The 24,248-nt window shown below is 39.9% G+C and carries 23 protein-coding genes; 16 read left to right on the forward strand and 7 right to left on the reverse strand.

From position 1 onward, the window contains the following. Window positions 1–27: 27 nt before the first annotated feature. Window positions 28–1,167 carry a DUF2855 family protein gene (locus GPUN_RS11035; RefSeq protein WP_006006690.1) on the forward strand — a complete coding sequence of 380 codons (1,140 nt, stop codon included), beginning with the start codon at window positions 28–30 and terminating at the stop codon, window positions 1,165–1,167. Here GPUN_RS11035 and GPUN_RS11040 read toward each other — a convergent pair. From GPUN_RS11040 to dnaA, 6 genes are all read right to left on the reverse strand, one after another. Beyond that, complete coding sequence (locus GPUN_RS11040) at window positions 1,164–2,393, reverse strand: saccharopine dehydrogenase family protein (protein ID WP_006006693.1); 1,230 nt, start codon at window positions 2,391–2,393, stop codon at window positions 1,164–1,166. The two genes, GPUN_RS11035 and GPUN_RS11040, sit on opposite strands and share 4 nt — an antisense overlap. 1 nt (window position 2,394) lies before the next feature. Next, window positions 2,395–2,811 (reverse strand): SDR family NAD(P)-dependent oxidoreductase, encoded by a 417-nt coding sequence (locus tag GPUN_RS11045; RefSeq protein ID WP_081483953.1) that lies wholly within the window; start codon window positions 2,809–2,811, stop codon window positions 2,395–2,397. A gap of 589 nt (window positions 2,812–3,400) precedes the next feature. Next, window positions 3,401–5,812 (reverse strand): DNA topoisomerase (ATP-hydrolyzing) subunit B, encoded by a 2,412-nt coding sequence (gene gyrB, locus GPUN_RS11050; RefSeq protein ID WP_006006697.1) that lies wholly within the window; start codon window positions 5,810–5,812, stop codon window positions 3,401–3,403. A 2-nt stretch (window positions 5,813–5,814) separates the two neighbouring features. Next, entirely contained in the window at window positions 5,815–6,909 is a 1,095-nt protein-coding gene (recF, locus tag GPUN_RS11055) for a DNA replication/repair protein RecF (protein WP_006006699.1), read from the reverse strand. A 50-nt stretch (window positions 6,910–6,959) separates the two neighbouring features. Then, window positions 6,960–8,087, reverse strand: coding sequence for a DNA polymerase III subunit beta (gene dnaN / locus GPUN_RS11060; RefSeq protein WP_006006701.1), 1,128 nt, complete (start codon window positions 8,085–8,087; stop codon window positions 6,960–6,962). A gap of 41 nt (window positions 8,088–8,128) precedes the next feature. Then, window positions 8,129–9,553: a chromosomal replication initiator protein DnaA gene (gene dnaA / locus GPUN_RS11065; protein WP_006006703.1), complete on the reverse strand. Its 1,425-nt coding sequence runs from the start codon at window positions 9,551–9,553 to the stop codon at window positions 8,129–8,131. Between the two features lie 594 nt (window positions 9,554–10,147). On the opposite strand from dnaA, the gene rpmH reads away from it, so the two are divergent. The 9 genes from rpmH to GPUN_RS11110 all read left to right on the forward strand — a co-directional run bounded on the left by rpmH (window position 10,148) and on the right by GPUN_RS11110 (window position 16,900). Further along, the gene (gene rpmH, locus GPUN_RS11070) at window positions 10,148–10,282 is read left to right on the forward strand and encodes a 50S ribosomal protein L34 (RefSeq protein ID WP_006006705.1); all 135 of its coding nucleotides are present in this window, start codon (window positions 10,148–10,150) and stop codon (window positions 10,280–10,282) included. Between the two features lie 17 nt (window positions 10,283–10,299). Beyond that, window positions 10,300–10,659, forward strand: a complete 360-nt coding sequence (gene rnpA / locus GPUN_RS11075) for a ribonuclease P protein component (protein ID WP_040521000.1) — start codon at window positions 10,300–10,302, stop codon at window positions 10,657–10,659. Then, the gene (gene yidD, locus GPUN_RS11080) at window positions 10,650–10,982 is read left to right on the forward strand and encodes a membrane protein insertion efficiency factor YidD (protein ID WP_081483954.1); all 333 of its coding nucleotides are present in this window, start codon (window positions 10,650–10,652) and stop codon (window positions 10,980–10,982) included. Before rnpA ends, yidD begins: the two co-directional genes overlap by 10 nt. A 15-nt stretch (window positions 10,983–10,997) precedes the next feature. Further along, window positions 10,998–12,686, forward strand: coding sequence for a membrane protein insertase YidC (gene yidC, locus GPUN_RS11085; protein WP_006006708.1), 1,689 nt, complete (start codon window positions 10,998–11,000; stop codon window positions 12,684–12,686). A 185-nt stretch (window positions 12,687–12,871) separates the two neighbouring features. After that, window positions 12,872–13,354, forward strand: coding sequence for a YajQ family cyclic di-GMP-binding protein (locus GPUN_RS11090; protein WP_006006711.1), 483 nt, complete (start codon window positions 12,872–12,874; stop codon window positions 13,352–13,354). A gap of 3 nt (window positions 13,355–13,357) precedes the next feature. Next, window positions 13,358–14,734, forward strand: coding sequence for a tRNA uridine-5-carboxymethylaminomethyl(34) synthesis GTPase MnmE (gene mnmE, locus GPUN_RS11095; RefSeq protein WP_006006713.1), 1,377 nt, complete (start codon window positions 13,358–13,360; stop codon window positions 14,732–14,734). Window positions 14,735–14,784: 50 nt separating this feature from the next. Next, a complete protein-coding gene (locus GPUN_RS11100; protein WP_006006715.1) occupies window positions 14,785–15,222 on the forward strand; it encodes a flavodoxin domain-containing protein in 438 nt (145 codons plus the stop codon). Between the two features lie 91 nt (window positions 15,223–15,313). After that, complete coding sequence (locus tag GPUN_RS11105) at window positions 15,314–15,961, forward strand: DnaT-like ssDNA-binding domain-containing protein (RefSeq protein ID WP_006006717.1); 648 nt, start codon at window positions 15,314–15,316, stop codon at window positions 15,959–15,961. Window positions 15,962–16,006: 45 nt separating this feature from the next. Next, entirely contained in the window at window positions 16,007–16,900 is an 894-nt protein-coding gene (locus tag GPUN_RS11110) for an ATP-binding protein (RefSeq protein ID WP_006006719.1), read from the forward strand. 98 nt (window positions 16,901–16,998) lie between these two features. Here GPUN_RS11110 and GPUN_RS13745 read toward each other — a convergent pair whose 3' ends face one another. Beyond that, window positions 16,999–17,520: an RDD family protein gene (locus GPUN_RS13745; protein ID WP_006006721.1), complete on the reverse strand. Its 522-nt coding sequence runs from the start codon at window positions 17,518–17,520 to the stop codon at window positions 16,999–17,001. Window positions 17,521–18,334: 814 nt separating this feature from the next. Between GPUN_RS13745 and mnmG the strand changes: the two genes are divergently transcribed. From mnmG to atpB, 6 genes are all read left to right on the forward strand, one after another. Next, entirely contained in the window at window positions 18,335–20,236 is a 1,902-nt protein-coding gene (gene mnmG / locus GPUN_RS11120) for a tRNA uridine-5-carboxymethylaminomethyl(34) synthesis enzyme MnmG (protein WP_006006724.1), read from the forward strand. 26 nt (window positions 20,237–20,262) lie between these two features. Beyond that, a complete protein-coding gene (gene rsmG / locus GPUN_RS11125) occupies window positions 20,263–20,907 on the forward strand; it encodes a 16S rRNA (guanine(527)-N(7))-methyltransferase RsmG (RefSeq protein ID WP_006006726.1) in 645 nt (214 codons plus the stop codon). A 138-nt stretch (window positions 20,908–21,045) separates the two neighbouring features. Beyond that, entirely contained in the window at window positions 21,046–21,825 is a 780-nt protein-coding gene (locus tag GPUN_RS11130; RefSeq protein ID WP_006006728.1) for a ParA family protein, read from the forward strand. A gap of 34 nt (window positions 21,826–21,859) precedes the next feature. After that, window positions 21,860–22,780: a ParB/RepB/Spo0J family partition protein gene (locus GPUN_RS11135; protein ID WP_006006730.1), complete on the forward strand. Its 921-nt coding sequence runs from the start codon at window positions 21,860–21,862 to the stop codon at window positions 22,778–22,780. A 190-nt stretch (window positions 22,781–22,970) separates the two neighbouring features. After that, window positions 22,971–23,354, forward strand: a complete 384-nt coding sequence (locus tag GPUN_RS11140; protein WP_006006732.1) for an ATP synthase subunit I — start codon at window positions 22,971–22,973, stop codon at window positions 23,352–23,354. Between the two features lie 51 nt (window positions 23,355–23,405). After that, window positions 23,406–24,239, forward strand: coding sequence for a F0F1 ATP synthase subunit A (atpB, locus tag GPUN_RS11145; protein WP_006006735.1), 834 nt, complete (start codon window positions 23,406–23,408; stop codon window positions 24,237–24,239). Window positions 24,240–24,248 lie beyond the last annotated feature (9 nt).

Raw genomic sequence — 24,248 nt, forward strand, 5'->3', positions numbered from 1 at the left:
TTAATAATAGACATTAAGGACGCCACCTTGAGTGAATTTCAAATACAAAAAGACAACATTACCAAGTCACGCATCATTGATAATGACTTAAGTGCCCAGGTCTTACAAACGGGTCAAGTGTTGGTTAAAATTGACAAGTTTGCCCTTACCGCGAACAACATTACCTACGCAGTTGTTGGTGAACTAATAGGTTATTGGCAGTTCTTCCCGCCGCATTCACTTAATTTTAAGGGCGACACCTTAGACATAGTCGGTTGGGGAATACTGCCTGTATGGGGCTTTGCTGATGTAGTGAAGTCAAATTGTACCGAGGTACCCGTTGGCGAACGAGTATTCGGCTACTTTCCGCCTGCATCTCATTTAATTCTAAGCCCAATAAAAGTAGGTAAAACTAGCTGGTTCGATGCTAGTAGCCATAGAAGTCAGTTGCCCGTCGCATACAATGTATATCGCAGGGTAGTATTTGAGACTGCTTACAACAAAGCCGATGAAGATGACCGCATGTTGTTTTTCCCCTTGCATATAACATCGTTTGCCTTATTTGATTACTTTCAAGAAAATAGTTGGTTTACCGCCAAACAGCTAGTCATGCTCAGTGCCTCGAGTAAAACGAGCACAGGCTTGGCCTACGGTATGCAACATTATGCGAGCACGCAATCTGATGATAACAGCAGAACACCCTCGTTAGTTGCGCTAACGTCGACCAGCAACGTTGATATGGTAAATAACATGGCCGTTTACGATGCCGTGTTAAGCTACGACGACATTGCGAAAATAGACAATACTATTTCCACTCTTATTGTGGATATGTCGGGCAATGTAAAGGTTTTGAGCGCGCTACATAAGCACCTTGGCGATAACATGAAGTTTTGTTCGAACGTGGGCGTCACCCACAGACAAGAACGCGGCAAAAGCGATGACATTATAAAAGAGCGAAGTGAATTCTTTTTTGCTCCTTCGCAAATTCAAAAACGCCTTCAAGAATGGGGACCACAGGTATTTGAACACAAAAGTCGTGAATACTTAGCGGTATCGATAAGCAAAAGTAGACATTGGTTAAATATGACTGATGTTGACGGACTTGATGGTATGCAGGCTATTTTTGAAGAGGTGTGCAACGGCAAAATAGCCGCCGACACCGGTCTTATTATACGCATGCCTGACTAGAGTTGTGTAACGCTTACTCCCGCATGTTCTTTTAGGCGTTTTATCAAATGGTCGTTTAGTGCACTTGCCGGCGTCCAAAAGCCGCCTGCTACATCGGGTACGTCGTTAGCCAAGCATAGCGCTGCTTGACTTAGCATTTTGGCTGTTGAACCGTAGCCAGGATCGCGATCACCCTCAACTTTTATCACTAATTCCTCGCCGTTAGCAAGCTGTGAATAAAATCGCATATCAAACATACCGTTTAATTGCTCATCTTCACTGGGTCCTTCGCCGGGTTTAGCTAATACATGTTTAGCCATCAAATTGCGTACAGGCGATACACTGGCCGCTAGCATGAAACCTCCTAACCCAATCGTGAACGTCCACGCTTGAAAACCCGTTTTGGCACTCATGGCTTCATCATATCTAAACCCTGTGCCGTATTGGTCACTTAGCAGTGAATTAGTGCGATGCACTATCCTTTCGTTTATAGCTGCCATTACAAATGGCATAGTCCACATCTTTAAACTTTTGTCGAATTCAGCTTTTTTATGACTTTTTTGGCGGACTTTATAACTATGCCCGGATGTACAAAGCGCATAGGGGTTTGTGAGCAGTTTGCGCAGTGTCGGATTTTCTTTGGCTTCCTTAAATATATTGAGCATGCTAGCAATAGTGCCACCTGATGCTGCGCCTTTCACTTTTCGAACACGCATTTTAATTTGACCAGCAGGTTTGCCTGTTTTTTCCACGGCAATTTTTTGTAACGCATACACACCAATGTCGGAAGGTATTGAATCAAAACCCGCGCTATTAATAATACGCGCACCCGAAGCTTTAGCCTGTTCTTCATATTTATCAAGCATTGCTCTAATCCATTGGGGTTCGCCGGTTAAATCACAGTAATCTGTACCGTTAGTTACACAGGCTTTTACCATCATTTCGCCATATAAGGCGTAAGGTCCTACTGTTGTTATTATTACTTTAGTTTTACGCGAAAGTAGACTAAGTCCTTCAAAGTTGCTTGCCTCAACTATAAAGTGCGCTATGTCATTGATATTATGTTTATTTTTGAGCGCAAGGAGCTTTTTTTCGTTTCGTCCGGCAATGGCCCAAGTAATTGCCTCGTTGTTATAACGCGCCGTTATTTTTGCAGTGTAGTGTGTTAAATATTCAATTAGAATTTGGCCTACAAAAGAGGTAGCACCGTACACAATAATGTCAAATTCGCGTCCTTGTTTAGTCATTTTAAAGGCCTCTTTTTTTAATTTGTTTTAACACTAGTATACTGTATTTGGCCGGAAAAATCCGTACTATCCAATCCATAAGCTTTGCATCGAGCTCAATCAATATGCGTGTTTTGTCGTTAAGTATTCCGTTTACAATAATATTAGCGGTTTTAATAGGCGTCATTGTAGGCTGTTTTTTGAAGGTCTTCATCTCTTGCTGGCGTATGTTTTCGTTTCTTCCATCAAAGTGTATAGCGTTATTAGCGATGGCTGTATTAATGCCGCCTGAATGCACTACGCACACTATCACATAAGGGAAGTCTGCTAACGCTTCCATTTGCAATAATTCTGTTAAGCATCTTACAGCAAACTTTGAAGCGCAGTACGCGTTTAGCTTTCCTATAGAGCTTACACCCAGTATTGAGCTTATATTGATGGGTCAAGCCTGTTGTTTGATTTTTATTCAGGCAAGAAGATCTGCGTACCAAACAACACTCCATAAAAAATAATATTCATTCCGCATGTAAAATTTTCTTCTAGGATATTGTCGAATTTTATCAGATCGTGGGTGATACGCGTTGTTTGCTTACTTGAATCGACACTTAGATAAGACCTGCGCCCGGCATTTATAATTAGACATGTTTTTGGGACACTTGCGACTCTCAGCGGGCTCAGAATTTGGATTAATAAGAATCAACAAGTGCTTGGCAGAATATATGAAGTCTTAGGCCTTGCAGCGCATTCTTTAATCGTCGTGCTGATGTTATTCAAGAAGGGATTTATGTAGAATGTAGAGTCTCTCTTTTGAAAGCTTCAGATTTGCCTGAATGCGCTCTTGGCGAAATCGAGTATGGATTGTTTGCCACGCTTATCTGTTTGATCAAAACGCGCGTTAAAGTGTCATCCCGATTCAAAATAGACTGTTAAAAAGGTGCTCGATATGAGCACCTTCTGGAAGTAACAATGGGAAAATTTAGCAATTACACGAGATCTTTTGGCAAAGCTAATGTGATTGCACAAACTAACTACACATCTAGATTCTCTACGTTAAGTGCATTCGTTTCAATAAATACTCTGCGTGGTTCAACGTGATCGCCCATTAGCGTTGAGAACAATATATCGGCGCTTACTGCGTCTTCTATGGTTACTTGTAGCATGCGGCGATAATCAGGATCCATTGTTGTCTCCCACAGCTGTGACGGATTCATTTCACCTAGACCCTTGTAGCGCTGAATGTATTGACCGCGTTTAGCTTCTGCCATTAGCCATTCTAGAGCATCTTTAAACTCAGTAACGGCTAATGTTTTTTCACCACGTTTTATATAAGCTCCCTCCTCCATCAGGTTATTTATAGTTTCATTCAACCTACGGATTTTTTCGTATTCAGGAGAAGCAACAAAATCACTGCTAATGTGGTAATGGTAATCTATTCCGTGCTGACGCATGGTTATAATTAAATCGTTGAGACCATCCTCTGTTAACTCGACAGAATGAATAAAGCTTCTAGAATCACCTTCACTAACCGTAAGTTGTGCCACTAATTGTTCACCAATCTCATTCAGTGAAGCTTTGTCCTTTAGTATCTCCTGTGTTAAGGGAGGTGAATATAAAAGCTGTGTCAGCAGCGACTGCGGCATTCTTCTGTGCATGCGCTCAATCATTATTGTAGTGTTTTGATACAAAGTCACCATTCTTTCAAGCGCGACACCTTGAATTGCTGGTGCATCGGTACTCACATGTAGTGATGCACCTTCTACTGCAATATTGGTTAGTAGCTTAATAAGTGCGTCATCGTCCTTAAGATATTGTTCTTGTTTGCCTTTCTTTATTTTATACAGGGGCGGCTGAGCAATAAATATATGACCACGCTCTATCATTTCAGGCATTTGACGGAAAAAGAAGGTCAATAACAGAGTTCTTATGTGGGAACCATCTACGTCTGCATCGGTCATTATAATAATGCTGTGATAGCGTAGTTTATCTGGGTTATATTCATCTCGGCCAATGCCACAGCCTAATGCTGTAATTAACGTGGCGACTTCTTGAGATGACAGCATTTTATCAAAGCGTGCTTTCTCAACGTTCAGAATTTTACCTTTTAGAGGTAAAATCGCCTGATTTTTTCTGTTACGACCTTGTTTAGCTGAACCGCCTGCAGAATCACCCTCCACTATATATATTTCTGAAAGTGCAGGATCTTTTTCTTGGCAGTCCGCTAATTTGCCCGGTAAGCCAGCTAAATCTAGAGCACCTTTTCTGCGGGTCATGTCGCGTGCTTTTCGTGCCGCTTCTCTTGCGCGAGCCGCGTCAATAATTTTGTTTAAAATGGTGCGCGCATCGCTTGGATTTTCTTGTAAGAATTCAACTAGCTTCTCATTCATAGACGATTCAACCGCAGTCTTTACCTCAGAGCTCACCAGTTTATCTTTTGTTTGTGATGAAAATTTAGGGTCAGGTACTTTTACTGATATAACAGCGGTTAAGCCTTCTCTTGCATCGTCTCCACTTGCACTCGTCTTGTTTTTCTTATTGTAACCCTCTGCTTCCATATAAGTATTTAGGGTGCGGGTTAGTGCACCTCTAAAACCTGCTAAGTGAGTTCCACCGTCGCGCTGTGGGATGTTGTTAGTAAAACAAAATACGTTTTCTTGGAAGCCGTCGTTCCATTGCATTGCTACTTCTACCGTCACGCCATCATCTCTTTCGTGCGTAAAGTAGAACGCCTTACTATGAACGACGTTTTTATTGGTATTTAGATATTCTACAAAAGCTCTAATACCACCCTCGTAATGGAACTTTTCTTTACGTCCATCACGCTCATCTTCCAGGGTAATAGATACACCTGAATTCAAAAAAGAAAGTTCGCGGATACGCTTTGCTAATATATCAAAGTGATATACAACATTGGTAAATGTTTCTTCGTTGGGCCAAAAACGAATTTTTGTACCCTTTTTATCTGTTTTTGCAGTCGGAGCAATTGGCGCCATTGGCACGCCACGTTGATATTCTTGCTCGAATCGTTCACCTTGACGGTAAATAGTTAGTAATAATTTTTTAGATAAAGCATTTACCACTGACACCCCTACACCGTGCAGACCGCCAGACACTTTATAAGAATTATCATCAAACTTACCGCCGGCATGAAGAACTGTCATAATAACTTCTGCGGCTGAAATACCTTCTTCATGAATTTCAGTAGGAATACCACGACCATCGTCACTAACTGTGATTGAATTATCTGAATGTATTTTTACTAAGATTTCACTACAATGTCCTGCTAGCGCTTCATCGATAGAGTTATCCACTACTTCAAAAACCATGTGATGCAAACCAGTGCCATCATCTGTATCACCAATATACATGCCTGGTCTTTTTCTTACAGCGTCTAGGCCCTTTAATACTTTTATACTGGATGAATCATAGTTTTGCTCAGACATTTCTACTCCTCTATCACGTGGTTATGTTTCACGTGGAACACTTTTTTTTTGTTATAAGTTTGTATAAATGACATTTGATTCTTCTCAATGGTTGTCACAAATACCTGGGTGTTTTGCTCCAACACGGTGGTAATAAACTTTTCTCTTGTTGCTGCGTCTAATTCTGCGGTAATATCGTCCACCAAAAAAATACTCTGCTTACCCGTTAACTCTTTAAGCACTTTAACTTCTGCTAAAAGTAACAGTGATACTAACAATCTCAGTTGGCCCCTTGACATAAATTCAGCTGCATTCTTATCATCAACAATAAACTGCAAATCAGCTTTGTGGGGTCCACTTGAGGTTGAGCCTCTAAATATATCCCGGTCAACTTTTTTAGACAGTGACTCTTCTAAAGAGTTGCCTTTTTCCCAGCCGTTAGTATACCTTAATACTACGTCTAACTCAGGTGAAAATTTCGAATATAAGGCACTTATTTCGCTATTTAAGCGAGAAACGTAAGTTTCTCTTAGTGAACTTATAGATTCGCCGAGTTCGGCTAGCTGCTTAAGCCATACATCCTGTTTTTTAAATGCTTTGGCCTGTGAATAATCAAACTGCTTAAGTAAGGCATTGCGCTGGCTCAAACAGTTTGTATATCGCCCGCTCAGGCTCTGAAACTGTTGTTCCACGTGGAACAACAACCAATCTAAATAACGACGCCGACCTAAGGGAGCGCCTAAAATGAGGTCACTACTTTGAGGCGTAAAAATCTGAACAGGGAGTAAGCGCACTATATCAGCTATTTTTTTCGTCTTCTGCCCGTCTACACTAAATAAATAACCTTCAGCTTTTGAGCGTGTAAACCCTAACTTAAAAGAGTCATTATTAATTGTAAACTGACAAAAACCAGCCGCGCGAATTTCTTTATCATTTATGAAAGTATCAGGACGCGAGGTTCTAAATGAACGACCGAATCCAAGTACATGAATAGCTTCTAGTAAACTCGACTTGCCGGCGCCATTGTCACCGTAAATAACATTTAGATTTTCATGAGGTGAGAAATCTACGGTTGAGAAATTTCTGAAATTTTCTAACCGCACTTTAGTGATATACATAAATATGCTGGTAAGTTAAATGAACATTATGGATACTGAAATCACAAAAACTAAATTCGCATCGGCATAATTACGTACTGCGAAGAATCTTCGTCAATAGGCAAACCATCGACTAATTTAATACCGTGTATAAGGACCATTGTGTTTGAGTCGAATAATTTGAAAATAACCATATCAGTATCAACAGCATTTAATACATCTATTAAATAAGCCACGTTAAAACCAATTTCTAGATCATCACCCTGATATTCAACATCTATAATCTCTTCCGCGTGCTCTTGCTCAGGGTTATCAGCAGTTATTTTTAATTCACCCGCACTTAGACTTAAGCGAACACCTTTAAATTTTTCATTTGTAAGGATCATTGCTCGCGACAACGCTCCTTTTATAATGTCGCGATACACAATTAAGCCTTTATTAGTCTCTTTTGGCACAACTCGATTATAATCAGGAAACCTTCCGTCGACCAGTTTACTCGTAAACACAAAAGAATTACTCAGCATGCTGATATGATTTGCACCAAGCCTAACTTTTACCTTGGTTTGAGAATCATCAATTAGCCTTGATATTTCCATTACCCCCTTACGCGGTATAATAACTTGCTTTGTTGGTAACACTTCATCAGTGTATTCAACTACCGACATAGCGAGCCGGTGACCATCTGTTGCTACCGATCTTATAAGATGTTCAGACGTTTCTAAACTCATCCCATTCAAATAGTAACGAACGTCCTGCTGAGCCATAGAGAACTGCACAGACTCAATAAGCTGCTTTAAATTGTGCTGTGATATTTCAAACTCACTATCCCCTTCCCAGTCTTCTAAATTGGGGTAATCATCCGCGCTTAAGGTAGATAATGAATATCTAGCCCGTCCGGATTTGATCAGAGCTTTGTTGTCTTCTAAGCTAAATAAAATAGTACAGTCGTCGGGCAGTCCTCTTACAATGTCTAATAGTTTCTTGGCTGGAACGGTAATTTTGCCATTAGTGGAATTACCCACTAGCGCAACATTGGTAATTAGCTCAACCTCAAGATCAGTGCCTGTCATCCACAAAGCATCATCATTAACGCGAATAAGTACATTTCCTAATATAGGTAATGTATGACGACGTTCAACCGCGCCTGCGACTAACTGCAAAGGATGTAAAAAGTCTTCTCTACTAATAGTGAAATTCATGTGTCATTCTCATTGTTAATTCTTCAGTGCAATAAATTACACTAATACGATAATGTGCGTATTAAGTTTGTATAATCTTCCATAATATCATGGTCTTCTGCGCGCAATTGCTTTATTTTTTTAACCGCATGCATAACTGTTGTATGGTCTCTACCACTGAAAGAATTACCAATTTCTGGATAGCTGTTGTTCGTCAACTCCTTCGCCAATGCCATTGCCATTTGCCGAGGTCTTGCAATACTGCGAGTGCGGCGCTTTGATAATACGTCGGCTACCTTAATCTTATAATATTCTGCAACTGTTTTTATAATATTATCAATAGTAACTAACTTATCTTGCAAGGCAAGTAAATCTCGAAGTGCATCTCTTGCAAAATCAATGGTAATGGATTTGCCTGTAAAATTTGCATTTGCAATAACACGGTTCAATGCTCCTTCTAATTCTCTTACATTTGATCTTAACTTTTTCGCCATAAAAAAAGCTACCTCATGCGGCAGTTCAATTCTATTTTGTTTAGCTTTTGAGAGTAAAATTGCGACTCTCGTTTCAAGCTCTGGCGGTTCTATTATTACTGTAAGGCCCCATCCGAAGCGTGATTTAAGACGCTCTTCCACCCCATCAATTTCTTTAGGGTATCGGTCTGAGGTCAAAATTATTTGCTGATTGCCTTCTAATAGAGCATTAAAGGTATGAAAGAATTCTTCTTGTGATCTGTCCTTGTTAGCAAATAATTGAATGTCATCAATGAGTAATGCATCAACTGAACGATAAAATCGTTTAAAATCTTCTATTGCATTATTCTGCAGTGCTTTAACCATGTCTTGCACGAAACGTTCAGAATGCATGTAAACAATTTTCGCATTTGGGTTCTTTTCAACAATACCGTTACCAATGGCGTGAATAAGGTGGGTTTTGCCTAAACCAGTACCACCATACAGAAACAACGGATTGTAAGTTACGCCAGGATTTTGGGAGACTTGCGTGGCAGCGGCGCGTGCTAATTGATTTGATTTACCCTCTACAAAGTTGTCAAACGTATATTTGGGATTAACGTTACTGTTATGATTTCGCAGACTAGGTATAGGTAAGCTCCTTGAATAGGATGGACTTTGCCGCCTCCCTGCATTTATGTTGTCACTAATACGCAGCTTAGGAGATACTATATTTTCTGTCTTAGACACGCTTGTTTTGTCAGCAAGAGGCGCTGATTTTTCGGCAACCAGAGGTGGCTTTCCATCGATAATAGAGAGTAACGGTGTATCGGCGCCGTACAATTGTTTTAGCGTTTGCATGATCAAGGTAAAATACTCGTCACGCACCCAGCCTAATACAAATTTATTCGCGGCATATAAAAATAGGGTCTCACCATCAAAATACGAAACTAAGGGCTTCAACCACATGTTGAATTGTTCTGTTTCTAATTCATGTTTTAGGGTCTCTAAACAATCTTTCCAACTTATTGCCAATATCTTTCCTTAATTAGAGAACTTACATCACTAAACGCCTTACAAGGCCCCTAACTATAAGGGAAACTAACGAGCTTATCCACAAAACATTCGAGATTTCACAGAAAACACATCTTATATACACAGAATTTATGTAAAGCATTAATTAATAAAAGAATTAAATTATTGAAAAATCTCTACACCACACATAACACTGACAATACAAGGTTTTTATTACGTTAAATCAAAACTTTTCAAGAATTAACAAAAATTTTGTGGATAAGTTTTAAGACAGGTCTTACGTTAGCTTAACTATATTTAAAGCAAGCTGATATTAGACTAATATGCGTCTAAATTACCCACCCATCAATAGGCTGTTTTGATCATTTAAAATAGTGCTATTATTTGCTTTATCAGCAGTGTTTCACATGAAACACTTTATGCTCGGAAATGATAAAATATTATTACGTAAAATAAGATCTAAGCCTTGACTTTTCTGGACTAGATCTCTACCATTTCGCGTCCAATTAATAAGGTGATTTTGAATTGTTGCGCATTTAAATGCATAGCAACAGACGAGAATCAGCGTAACAACATATAAACGAGAATTAGGTCATGAAAAGAACTTTTCAACCAAGTAACTTAAAGCGCAAACGCTCACACGGTTTCCGTGCACGCATGGCCACTAAAAACGGCCGTAAAGTAATTGCTAATCGCAGAGCAAAAGGTAGAAAGCGTTTATCAGCATAAAATGGTTATTATAAACCATGAAAGCAAAACACTTCAGCTATCCGAGGGAGTCAAGGCTCTTGACTCCTCGTCATTTCTCACATGTATTTGCACAAGCCATCCCTGCTGTCTCTTCCACTATCACATTGTTAGCTCGGCATAACGACTTAGACTATCCACGTCTTGGCGTCACTATTCCCAAAAAGAAAGTAAAACTAGCTGTTAATAGGAATCGCATAAAAAGATGCACGCGCGAAAGTTTTCGCTTAACGGCGCATAATTTACCAAATGTTGATATTATCGTGATTGGAAAACATGGTATAAATGATCTCGATAACACTGAGCTATATATACATCTTGAAAACTTGTGGCGAAGGATAACTAAGCGATGCAAATAAGCTCTATACTATCATCTTTAATTGCGCTTCCTCTGCTGGGAATGGTTAAATTTTACCAACTATTTATATCCCCAATGCTAGGGCAAAACTGCCGTTTCTATCCAACATGTTCCTGCTATGCTCACCAAGCATTGACAGAACATGGCGCTTTTAAGGGCAGTTGGTTGTCCATAAAGCGAATTGCGAAATGCCATCCTATGCATCCTGGTGGAATTGATAATGTGCCAAGCGCAAATACATTAAATACGACTACACATGAAAAAAGAAACAAAAAACCTGTAATAAATAGTGAGCGCAATAACACTATAAAGAATCACCATTAAATAACTGAGACTTATATGGAATCCCAAAAAAGTATATTAATTATTGGTTTGTTGTTAGTCAGTTTCCTACTGTGGACTAACTATCAAAGAGATAATTCCCCACAAACCGTAACACCTACTGTATCCGACCAATCTCAAGATTTAAGCGCTCAAGGTAGCGATTTAGATAGCTACTTAAATGATCAATCCCTTGCTGATGAAAACAGTAATGGCGAAATAGAAGAATTTACTTTAGACGCTACAAACGGCCTGGTTACATCTTTAGCGACCCCTGCTAATAGCAATCGCATTATTACTGTAACAACAGACACACTTGATATAAAAATTGATTTAAACGGCGGCGATGTTATTGAAGCAAATCTCATCAAATTCCCCGTAACGAGAGGATCAAACGATTCGTATCCGCTACTAAAGCCCCAAACAAACGTCAAACACATTGCACAAAGCTTCTTAATTGGCGCTGAAAGAAATACCAATGATCGTGCATTATATACGAGCGAGTTTAATGACTATGAACTCACCGGCAACAGTTTAAGTATCCCACTATCATGGCGTAATGATGCCGGTTTAATTGTCACCAAAACATTTGTATTCACGCGAGACAGTCATTTGATTGACGTAAGCTATGATGTTACCAACAATACCAATGCAGCCATAAACTTTGCATTTTTAGCCCGTCTAGAACAAACCACTAACGACGTTGGTGACAGCAGTATGTTTATGCCAGTATTTAGAGGCGCTGCTTACTCTACAGCTGACGATATTTACGAAAAGCTATCTTTTGGCAAAATTGCTGACGGCGTGCCGCAAAGAACAACGACCGCAGGTTGGATAGCGATGATAGAACACTATTTTGTTGCCGCCTGGATACCGCCGCAAGAAGACACCAATACTATCAGTTCGCGCGCCACTGCCAATACCGCTATTATTAGCATCACCGGTAAGCCCCAAGCAATAGCCCCTAATGGGCAAGGCACGCTTACTGGAAAGCTATATGTGGGTCCTAAAGATCAAGAAACCTTGGCAGGTATTGCTAAAGGATTAGATTTAACGGTTGATTACGGACCGCTTTGGTGGTTGTCACAACAGTTATTTCTTCTTCTACAATTCCTGCATGGTTTTGTCATGAACTGGGGCGTTGCCATCATATTAATTACCCTTATAGTAAAAGGCGCGATGTTCTGGTTAACCAAAAAACAATACGAATCAATGGCTAAAATGCGTGCCTTACAACCTAAGCTAACGCAACTCAAAGACCGATTTGGCGATGACCGTCAGAAAATGTCACAAGCTATGATGGAGCTTTATAAGAAAGAAAAAGTAAACCCCATGGGCGGCTGTTTTCCCTTACTCTTACAAATGCCTATATTTTTAGCTTTATACTGGGTATTGCTTGAAAGCGTAGAGTTACGACACGCCCCCTTTACCCTATGGATTACCGATTTGTCGGTACCCGATCCATTCTTTGTACTGCCTATATTGACTGGCGCTAGTATGTTTTTACTACAAAAGCTACAGCCAATGACCATTCAAGACCCCCTTCAGCAGAAGTTAATGACCTATATGCCTGTCGCGATGAGTATATTCTTCTTCTTCTTCCCTGCTGGTTTGGTACTTTATTGGCTCGTCAGTAACCTAGTAACCCTAATACAAGCAAAAATAATATACGCGTCTATGGAAAAACGCGGTTTACAAACTAAATAGTTAACAAGCCATCATTAAGCGTTACCATAAAAGCCTGCGTTTGCAGGCTTTTTACTCAATACTAGTTCAACTTTTAGCACGCTTAGCTTATTATTTTAAAGTACTAAGCCTAATGACTAATAACTTTTTTAGTAACAATTGTGAGTATTTAACTCATATAACCCTTACCTGCATGGAGAAACCAAATGCCTTCTTTTGACGTTGTATCAGAGCTTGACACTGTTGAAACCAAAAATGCCGTTGATAATGCAAATAGAGACATCGCCACACGTTTTGATTTCAAAGGCGTCAATGCTACCTTTGAATACGTAGATGAAACCGTTGTAATGAAAGCTGAAGCAGATTTTCAGCTTCAGCAAATGCAAAGTATGTTGCGCGACGCATGTTCTAAACGCGGTGTCGACACCTCGACCTTAGATCCTCAAAAGATCGATCATTCCGGCAGAACGTTCAAGCAGTCTATAGCCTTTAAGCAGGGTATTGACCAGCCTCTGGCAAAGAAAATTGTTAAACTAATTAAAGATAAAAAATTAAAAGTACAGACCGCAATACAAGGCGATCAGCTTCGCGTAACAGGTAAAAAGCGAGACGACTTACAAAGCGTTATGGCAGTTCTGCGCACAGAAGATTTCGGACAGCCGCTTCAGTTCAATAACTTTAGGGATTAGCACATGACGGCCGCAGTATTTTCAAATGACACCATTGTTGCGCAAGCTACCGCACCAGGACGAGGTAGTGTAGGCATTGTGCGAGTGTCAGGCCCTAATGCTAAACCAGTAGCCGAACTATTACTTAAAAAGTGCCCTGTACCACGCGTAGCGACCTACCAGCCGTTTTATAATAGTCAAAACCACATTATAGACCAAGGCATTGCACTTTATTTTGCAGGACCTAATTCATTCACCGGCGAAGATATACTAGAACTACAAGGTCACGGCGGCCAAGTGGTCATGCAATTACTAATAGACACGTGTTTAAAAAGTGGCTTAGTACGTTTAGCCAAACCCGGTGAGTTCAGTGAACAAGCATTCTTAAACGAGAAAATGGATTTAACCCAAGCTGAAGCCATTGCAGATTTAATAGATGCATCATCACAACAAGCTGCTAAGAGTGCACTTAGATCACTACAGGGTGAATTTTCAAATCAAATAAGAAATTTAGTTGATAAAGTCATTTATTTACGTATGTACGTGGAAGCAGCGATAGATTTTCCTGAAGAAGAAATAGATTTTTTAGCCGACGGAATTGTGCAAAGTAACTTACATACTATAGTAACCTTGCTTAACAAAATTATGCATCAAGCCAAACAAGGATCGCTGCTACGCGACGGCATGCGCGTCGTTATTGTTGGCCGACCCAATGCAGGAAAATCGAGTTTACTCAATGCATTGAGTGGCAAAGACAGCGCCATAGTCACCGACATTGCGGGCACAACGCGCGATGTTTTAAAAGAACATATTCATATAGACGGTATGCCACTGCACATTATAGACACCGCTGGTTTACGCGATGACGCAGACACCGTTGAGAAAATTGGCATTGAACGCGCCTGGCAAGAAATCCATAACGCCGACCGTATATTATTTATGGTAGACGCTGAGCAAGAACCTAACTCTCAGCCTAAAGATATTTGGCCTGAATTTTATGATAAACTTCCCGCTAATGCAGCTATCACAGTCATTCGCAATAAGTGCGACTTAATCCAAGAAGCACCAGGGATTGATAATAATCAAAAGTATCCCGTCATTTGCCTTTCGGCGATGGCAAAATTAGGGATTGACACCTTAACAGAACATCTTAAGGAGTGTATGGGCTTTAATCAGGTAGGTGAAGATCAGGTTATTGCACGCCAACGTCATATTACCGCATTAATCAATGCACAGCAGCATATAGACATTGGCAAAGACCAGCTTGAATCGGCCATGGCAGGTGAATTACTAGCCGAAGAATTACGTATTGCACAAGGTTATTTAAATGAAATCACGGGTGAATTTAGCTCAGACGACCTACTTAGTAAGATATTTTCATCGTTTTGTATAGGTAAGTAATCTTCACATCATTATTGTATATCACTATTAACACAGCAAGGGGCATAAATGTGGACGTAAATATTGCAATTGGCTCGGTACTAGGCGCTAGCGAATACGTAGCAGAGGCTGTTGAAGCTATGCTAAAAACTAAAGGCTATAACGCAACTTGCCATTTTACCCCTTCTATAAGTGACATAAATCTTGAACAGCTATTAGTTATTATTACGTCTACCCACGGCGCAGGTGATTTACCAGACAATATACAGCCCTTTATTAAGGACTTAGCCGGCAAAGATTTAACCGGAGTACGCGCTATTATTATCGGTTTAGGCGACTCCAGCTACGACACCTTTTGTGCAGCCTCGCTTACCGTTGAAAGCACTATTGTTGGCGCAGGCGCTAGCCTACTTTTTCCAGTATTCCAAATAGATGTTCTGCACCATCCTATTCCTGAGGAACTAGCGGTAGAGTGGTTATCAACGAAATTAAGCACCATCACAGCCTAAGGATGCTAACGCGCTGTATTAAAAATATACACGTACTATTCTGTATGTACCTTATAATATGCAAGGCTTTTTAAACTGTGGATAAATACTCGTGAATGAGCTTGAAATAGAAACGTTACAAACACCCTTGAGCAATTTAGCGCGCGTTTTGTACTGTTTGTATTTACGTCCTCAATTAGTGGGAAATAAAACCGTCATATTAGTCAACAACCAAGCCGTTTTAGCGCTTGTTAATAATAAAAAAACCGTGATAAGCATGGGCCGTCAAATAAGCGCGCTATTTAAAGAGCTACACAAGGCTGGCCTAATTGAGGTAGACCCTAGTACTGACTTTTCAAAGAGTTTGCATAACAATAAAATTAGGTTACCGCTGAGCGCCCTTCCTCAATCGCTTGAAAACCCGCAGTTTCATTCTCAACATAAATCAATGCGCTTAGACTGGCGACCCGTGCAGTCGATATTTGAAGACCTATGTCAATTAGTAGGTCTAATTGAAAAAACCTATAGTGCAGATGAGCTTGGCGAATATATTGCTTATTGGTTAGGAAGAATAGACACTCAATGCACAGAGTATCAATGGACTCAAAAATTGGTGATACACTTAAAACAACGTAGGCAGCGCCTACCACTATCAGAACAAAAAACCAAAGCTGGCCATCAGTACGTAACACCAAGTGCTGGTATAGTATTTGACGACAATGTAAAGCAACTAATCAACCAATACAAAGATCAGGGTTAAAAGTGATTATGAAATGCTAGTGTATAAGCAAATGGAGACGTAGTAATGAAAACCTTAGAACAGCGCGTAGCCGAAATGAAAGGCGTAATGGGGCTAGATAGAAAGGCAGCAAAGTCAAATGCGCATATTCCTAAGTTTGACTATGAAAAAAATCGTCGCGAATATGAATTACTCGCTAACGCTGATTTACGAAAAATGCAGCAAGAATCAAAAATTAAACGCATTCAGCAACTGCATGGTAAATCCGAACTAAATCCAAAGTGGACCTTTGAAAACCTGCAGGAAGATGCTCAGGATGTGATTGAGGCGGTCAGTATTGCGAAAGCCTTTATTGCGGCGCATAAAGATCCCAAATGGCGCAAAAGTCGCGCCCATATGATGATTTTTTATGGTGACTATGGACGAGGAAAATCGCACATAGCTGGTGCTATTGCCCAAGAACTTATCAACAAGTTTGAAACCAGTGTACTTTACAGGCAGCTACAAACGCTGTTAGATATGCGTCTTTATTCATATGATTATCAGTCACAAGACAACGCTTCATATAGGTATCGCGAGGTAAACCAACAGTTGCTCGACGTTGATTTATTAATTTTAGATGAAGTTTGCGTAAATGAAACAGTGCTAAAAAAGAACGCTCAGTCTTGGTTAGGTAACTTGTTGCGTCAGCGTAAAGCCGCTAACAAAAACTGTATATTAATTACCAATCATAATTTAACAGAATTAGAGGACGCAATTGGTCGCTATTGTTTTGAATCGATGCGTGAATATGAAACCTATCAGGTGCATTTTCAGGGCCCCAGTAGGCGTTCTACGCTTACTCAGCAGATTATATCGAGCACTCAACCCGATGTTCAAACGCAACCCTCCCCCGGTGGTCCAAGTTCGCCTAAGTCATCAGGTTATCAGCCCAATCAAATAACATACAAAAAACGTTAATATATTGAGGCAAAAAACCACCCAATTTTTTTGTACGGGTGTCTTTAAATGACACCTACACACACTAGTTACGCTTAGTATTTATATTTATCTTTGAATTAGGTGCTAACGACTTTAGTGTTAGCAATCAGATCGTGGATACAGCGTTGATCTTCGCGAAAAATAAATAACACATTGACAATCATAAACAAAAATCCGACTACTGGGACTTGGTAGAGCAGTTGAATTAGTACAATGCGCAAACCTAGCAAGCGCTTAAACCCGATGCGTTCACCGTCGGTACGCACTATCTTTATATTCAATAAACGCTTAGCAATGGTTTGCCCATATTTATATAGTAAAACACCATTTATAACCATATATATAATAATAAATAGAGCACAATACGTATAAATATTCTTCATTAGCTGGGCCTGATCAGGGTTAGAAAAATCACCGCCCATCAGGCTAAATATGACCAAGCCTGGTATAAAAAATAAAACCAATATAAACGTATCTAGGAAGGCTGCTCCTAAGCGAGTCCCTCGGCTAGCTAGCTCAGCGCTATCAGATAGCATATTAATTTCGTCATGCTGTTCAGATTGTAGTGCTGTATTAACTTGCTCGTCATTATTGGACATACTGCTAATTTCCTTTTGCTAATGTTAAAAGACGCCTTCAAGAAACTCCGCCGACGCTGAAAAACCTGTAGCGAGGTGAGTACAGTAGCACTGTACAACAACGCTTGACAACTGTCCGTCGCGCTAGGAATCATTCGAAACATCTAAAACTCTTTAATAATGGTAATGAAACGAAATATTGAGTAAATATTAGACAACAGACGCAGATCATAAAAATTCTTATAAAAAAATATGTAAAAAAATATCAGTACTACCTAAAATGTGTCCACAGCAAGTCTCACCTTGAGTTAAAAAAGTGGAAGCTATTGCTAGTGATAGCTTCGGTGAATTCACCCTAAAGAATACACATAATATCAACATGCAATACATAAAAAAATATCTCCTGTGGATAAGTTAGCTAGAAAGCTGTGGATTAAGGACTAATAAGCAAGGGATAAAATCGTCTACTTTTTAACCTGTGGGTAAGTAGCTTAGTTATCCTCAAGCTATACATACTTCTTAGTTTGCTTATACAAGCCTTTTCATTCTTATAAACTATTGATATTTATAAATAATATTGAATTATTAACAGAAAAACGCTCGCATAATAGTAGTAGTAATAAAGATCTTTAAATAAAAGACTATATATACTACTGAGGGAAATTGACAAAAAAAGTCATTTTCTGACCTCTCGCAAAAGCCCCCCAATGTTTACTATTTAAACAACCATATTTCATATATGCTTTGTTTCATATACACTACCTGCCCTTTTGATGAAGGCTGTAACAAACAATATTTGTACTAGCACAATATTTGAGATTTAGTAAGGATTTGGATGTTTTATCAACAAAACTTTGATGTAATTGTAGTAGGCGGTGGCCATGCTGGGACAGAAGCCGCAATGGCATCTGCTCGCATGGGTGTTAATACACTTTTACTCACTCATAGCATTGAAACACTTGGACAAATGTCGTGTAATCCAGCCATTGGCGGTATTGGCAAAGGTCATTTGGTCAAGGAAATTGACGCACTTGGCGGGGTGATGGCAAAAGCGGTCGACAAAGCCGGGATTCAGTTTAGAACACTAAACAGTTCTAAAGGACCAGCCGTTAGAGCCACTCGCGCACAGGCCGATCGTACTCTTTATCGAATAGCAGTACGTAATGCCATAGAACAGCAGCCAAACCTTACTTTATTTCAGCAATCATGTGACGACCTTATTGTTGAAAATGGACGTGCCTGTGGCGTGGTAACACAAATGGGTCTCAAATTTCGGGCAAAAACAGTAATCATTACTGTCGGCACCTTTTTAGGTGGCACCATTCATATTGGGCTTGAAAATTACAAAGGAGGACGCGCTGGCGATCCGCCCTCAATTGCGCTGGCTCAACGTTTACGCGCACTGCCTTTTAGAGTCGATAGGCTAAAAACGGGCACACCTGCAAGGTTAGATGCAAGAACTTTAGATTTTTCAGTGATGCAAGAACAAGCGGGTGACACGCCATTGCCCACTTTTTCATTCATGGGCAATGTGGCTGATCATCCTCGTCAAATTCCTTGCTACATAACCCATACAAACGAAAATACTCACGATATTATCCGCTCAGGCCTAGACCGATCGCCTATGTATACGGGTAACATAGAAGGTGTAGGACCGCGTTATTGTCCTTCCATTGAAGACAAAATAGTGCGTTTTGCAGACAAAAATTCGCATCAAATATTTGTTGAACCCGAAGGTTTAAACAGTATTGAAGTTTACCCTAATGGTATATCAACCAGTTTACCCTTTGATATACAGATGTCCTTGGTAAGATCCATAAAAGGGTTTGAGAATGCGCATATAATTCGTCCAGGTTACGCCATTGAGTATGACTTTTTTGATCCACGAGATTTGAAACAAACATTAGAAACTAAATTCATAGACGGTTTGTTCTTTGCTGGCCAAATTAACGGCACAACAGGCTACGAAGAAGCGGGTGCACAGGGCTTAATTGCAGGCGCTAACGCTGCTTTACAAGTACAAGAAAAAGACCCATTAGTGTTAGGCAGAGATCAAGCCTACGTTGGTGTATTAATTGACGATTTAGCCACCATGGGTACAAAAGAACCTTATAGAATGTTTACCAGCAGAGCTGAATATAGATTGTTGCTACGTGAAGATAACGCTGACAGTAGGCTTACCCAGCAAGGTCGTAACTTAGGCTTGGTATGCGATGAACGTTGGGCTGCCTTTTCACAAAAGATGGAACTTATTGAGCAAGAGAAACAACGTTTAAAAAATAATTGGATCCACCCTACTCATAAATCGGCAGAAGCTTTAAACGGCATTTTAAAAACGCCCGTAAGTAAAGAACATTCACTTGAAGAACTCATTCGTCGACCTGAAATGACCTATAAAAGCCTAATGACAATTGAATCTATAGGTCCAGGCTTAAAAAATGAAAAAGCCGCAGAACAGGTTGAAATTCAAATAAAATATGCCGGTTATATTTCAAGACAACAGGACGAAATTGCAAAATCTCAGCGCCATGAAAATGCGCTACTTCCGCCTGATTTTGACTATTCAACTATATCTGGATTATCAAATGAAGTAGTGGCAAAACTGACCGATGCACGGCCCGAGACGATTGGCAAGGCATCACGTATATCAGGTATTACGCCTGCCGCAGTTTCACTACTGTTGGTGTATTTGAAAAAACACAGTATGTTATTCAAACAAACACGCGAATCGGCGTAGTAAAAAGATGTCAGGAATATTATGTAATGGATGAACTAACACAAAGCTTGCACATTCAATTTGACGAGCTGAGTCCCCAGCTTGATTTTGAGGTCAGCGAAACTCAAAAAAGACAGCTTATAGAATTTGTGTTACTACTGCACAAATGGAATAAAGCATATAATTTGAGCTCCGTAAGAAAGCCCAGTGAGATGTTAATTAAGCATATTTTTGATTCAATTGTAGTAAGTCCATACTTAACAGGCTCGCACATCGCCGACGTTGGAACAGGGCCAGGCTTACCGGGTATCCCTCTAGCGATTATGTGCCCACACAAGACATTTACCTTAATCGACTCTTTAGGTAAGCGTGTAGTGTTTATGAAGCAGGCCATTCATGCATTAGGTCTTAAAAATGTGAGTCCTATACAAAGTCGAGTTGAAGATATCACACCCCAAAAATATTTTGACTTAGTATTGAGCAGAGCGTTTGCGTCATTAAACGACATGCTTCGTTGGTGTTCCCATTTGCTTGATGATGACGGCCAATTTCTAGCCCTTAAAGGTCAACTTCATCAACAAGAATTAAACGAAATTCCTGTACACTTTACACTAGTGCAAAGCATCCCTCTTTTGATACCATCCTTAGAGGGTGAAAGACACTTAGTGCTGTTGAAAAAGAATGTGCAATAGGCAATCAGGGTCATTCATTATTCTCGCTGTCATTTTCAAAGAATAAAAGTAGCTAAAAAAATAGATAGTTTATAAGTCAATAAAGCTATTTTTTTAGGGTAAACTCAATCCAGTTAATCACGTGAAGGTATTCAACTAGTGGCGCGAGTCATCTCAATAGCAAATCAAAAAGGCGGCGTGGGTAAAACAACGACCGCGGTTAACGTTGCTGCGTCTATGGCGGCAACAAAGCGCAAAGTATTGCTGATTGATTTAGATCCGCAGGGCAATGCTACGATGGGTAGCGGCGTTGACAAGTACAATGTAGAAAACACTTGTTATGAATTATTAATAGAGCAGAAACCTGCTAGCGAAGTCATTATTACTCAAACTACGGGTAAATATCACCTTATTGCGGGTAATTCTGATATCACCGCGGCAGAAATAAAATTAATGGAAGTGTTTGCCAGAGAGCTACGATTACGAAACGCGCTTGCTCCCATTAAGGACGACTACGATTATATTTTTATTGATTGTCCACCTTCATTAAATCAGCTAACGGTAAATGCATTAGCCGCATCAGACTCGGTATTAGTGCCTATGCAGTGCGAATATTACGCATTAGAAGGTGTAACAGCGCTTATGGATACGATTGAGAAATTAGCGTCGGTAGTTAATCCTGATTTGAAGATTGAAGGGGTACTGCGCACAATGTACGATCCACGAAATCGTTTAGCAAATGATGTATCTGAACAGCTTAAACGCTATTTTGGAGACCAAGTTTACCGTACCGTAATTCCAAGGAACGTCAGACTAGCAGAAGCGCCCAGTTTTGGTGAACCTGCAATGTATTATGATAAATCATCAAATGGCGCAAAGGCCTACTTAGCGCTTGCCGGTGAAATATTGCGCAGACGTAAAAAATTAGAAGATGCATAGTAGCAAATGAGAATAAGAAAAAGAGGCGTTACCAATGGCACCGAAAAATAAAGGCTTGGGTAGAGGACTAGATGCATTACTTGCTACAAGCAAAAGCGTTGCCCATAAAGACGCACAAAGTGCCCAAGATCAAAATAGCACTTATGACGAAGCCACCAACGATTTAAAAAAAATTCCTATTGAATTCTTGCATGCAGGAAAATACCAGCCACGAAAAGACATGGCAGATCAAGCATTAGAAGAACTCGCTGCGTCAATTAAAGCGCAAGGCATCATTCAACCCATTGTGGTGCGTCAAACGGGCACTGATAAATATGAAATTATAGCTGGAGAACGTCGCTGGCGTGCCGCGCAAATGTCTCGCTTAGAGGTGGTTCCCTGCTTGATCAAAAATGTGGCAGACGATGCCGCTGTTGCTATTGCACTGATAGAAAATATACAACGTGAAGATTTAAATTCAATGGAAGAGGCGCAGGCTTTAGAGAGACTTATGCTTGAATTTAATCTTACCCATCAGCAAGTGGCTGAGGCGGTGGGAAAGTCGCGCACTACCGTGACTAACTTATTGCGCTTAAATGGGCTTGAAGAGGGCGTTAAAACACTGCTAGAACATGGTGATATAGACATGGGACACGCCAGAGCATTGCTGTCGCTTGTTGGTAACGAACAAGAAAATTTAGCCAAGCTAGTGGCTGAAAAAGGGCTTACAGTGCGTGAAACTGAGCGCCTAGTCAAAAAAGCTCAGGAAGAACCCAACACTGAAGACCTTCCCAAAGAAGAAAAGACAATTGATCCTGACGTTAGACGTCTTGCTACCACATTAACGGATACCTTAGGTACCAGTGTTAAGATTGATCACAACAAAAAAGGCAAAGGGAAAATGACAATTTCTTTTGAAGATTTAGACCAGCTTGATGGTATTTTGGCGCATATTACTACGCCAAAAGACGAATAGATTTTTTTATTAAGCGTAGATATTTATAAAAATAATACGAATTTACCAAATTGCTCGAAAAAAACTGTCATAAGACTATAGTATAAATGATGCCAGAATCTTTTATATTTTCCATTTCTGGTTGAATATTTTCGCATTAACAGTATACTTCGAACGCTTTTTATAGCGCAATATCAGCAGGAACTAAGATATGGCAACTGATTTGGCAGCGCCAGGTAAACGGCTTGCCGTCAAAGGCATAGTCGTTCAATTTTTGGTTGGTTTGTGTATGCTTTCGTTATCAATCTTTTATGATCCAAAGTTATCGTTGTCCATTATACTAGGCGTCATTAGTTTTTTAATACCACACAGCGTTTTTGCGTATTGGGTGTTCCGATATGCCGGTGCAACTAAAAATAGAGTAGTTGCGCAAAGTATGAATCAAGGTATGAAGTTAAAACTTGTTCTTACAACGTTAATATTCGTTATTGCGTTTTCACTGTTACATGTTCAGCCTTTATATTTATTAGGCGCATACGCAATAACAATGGTCAGTCAGTGGGCCGCAATGTTCGTGTTAAGTGTTAAAAATTAACATTTAATAAAAATACGTAAAAATTTTTAAATTAATAATTTGGGTTTAACAATGGCATCTTACGACACTACGCAAGAATACATTAATCACCATTTAACCAACGCAAAAATGTGTACTGCCGATGGTGGAATCGCATTTAATAAGGCCTGCGCAGACGCTGGCTTTTGGACGTTGCATGTAGATACTATTGGGTCTTCAGTGTTAATTGGCGTTTGTTTTTTATATTTCTTTTGGCGAATAGGGAAAAAAGCAACAATCGGTGTACCGAGTAAAACCCAGGCTTTTGTCGAGATGATTGTTGAATTTGTAGACGACAACGTCAAAAGCTCCTTTAATGGCACCAGTCGATTAATTGCACCATTAGCACTCACCATATTTGTATGGGTATTGTTAATGAACCTGACAGACTTAATACCTGTAGATCTATTTCCATGGATAGCAGGGTTAATTGGTCAGTATGCCTTTGGTATGGACCCAAAAGATGTCTACCTAAAAATCGTACCCACAACCGACATAAACACGACTTTTGCTTTAGCAATAGGCGTCTTTATACTTATTATATTTTATTCTCTTAGAGTTAAGGGCATAAAAGGCTTTGCTAAAGAATTAACCATGCAGCCACTAAATCACTGGGTTTTCATTCCTTTTAACTTGGTGATAGAAATAGTCACTTTGCTGGCTCGTCCACTTTCATTGTCGTTACGTTTGTTTGGTAACCTCTATGCTAGTGAACTTATATTTATACTGATTGCAACCATTGGTTATCTGCAACTACCATTGCATTTCGCTTGGGCTGTATTTCATATTCTAGTACTTCCATTACAAGCCTTTATTTTTATGATGCTAACCATCGTTTACTTAAGTTTGGCATGTGAAGAACACTAGTAACGATTT

Source organism: Glaciecola punicea ACAM 611, from assembly GCF_000252165.1.
Taxonomy (GTDB): Bacteria; Pseudomonadota; Gammaproteobacteria; order Enterobacterales; family Alteromonadaceae; genus Glaciecola; species Glaciecola punicea.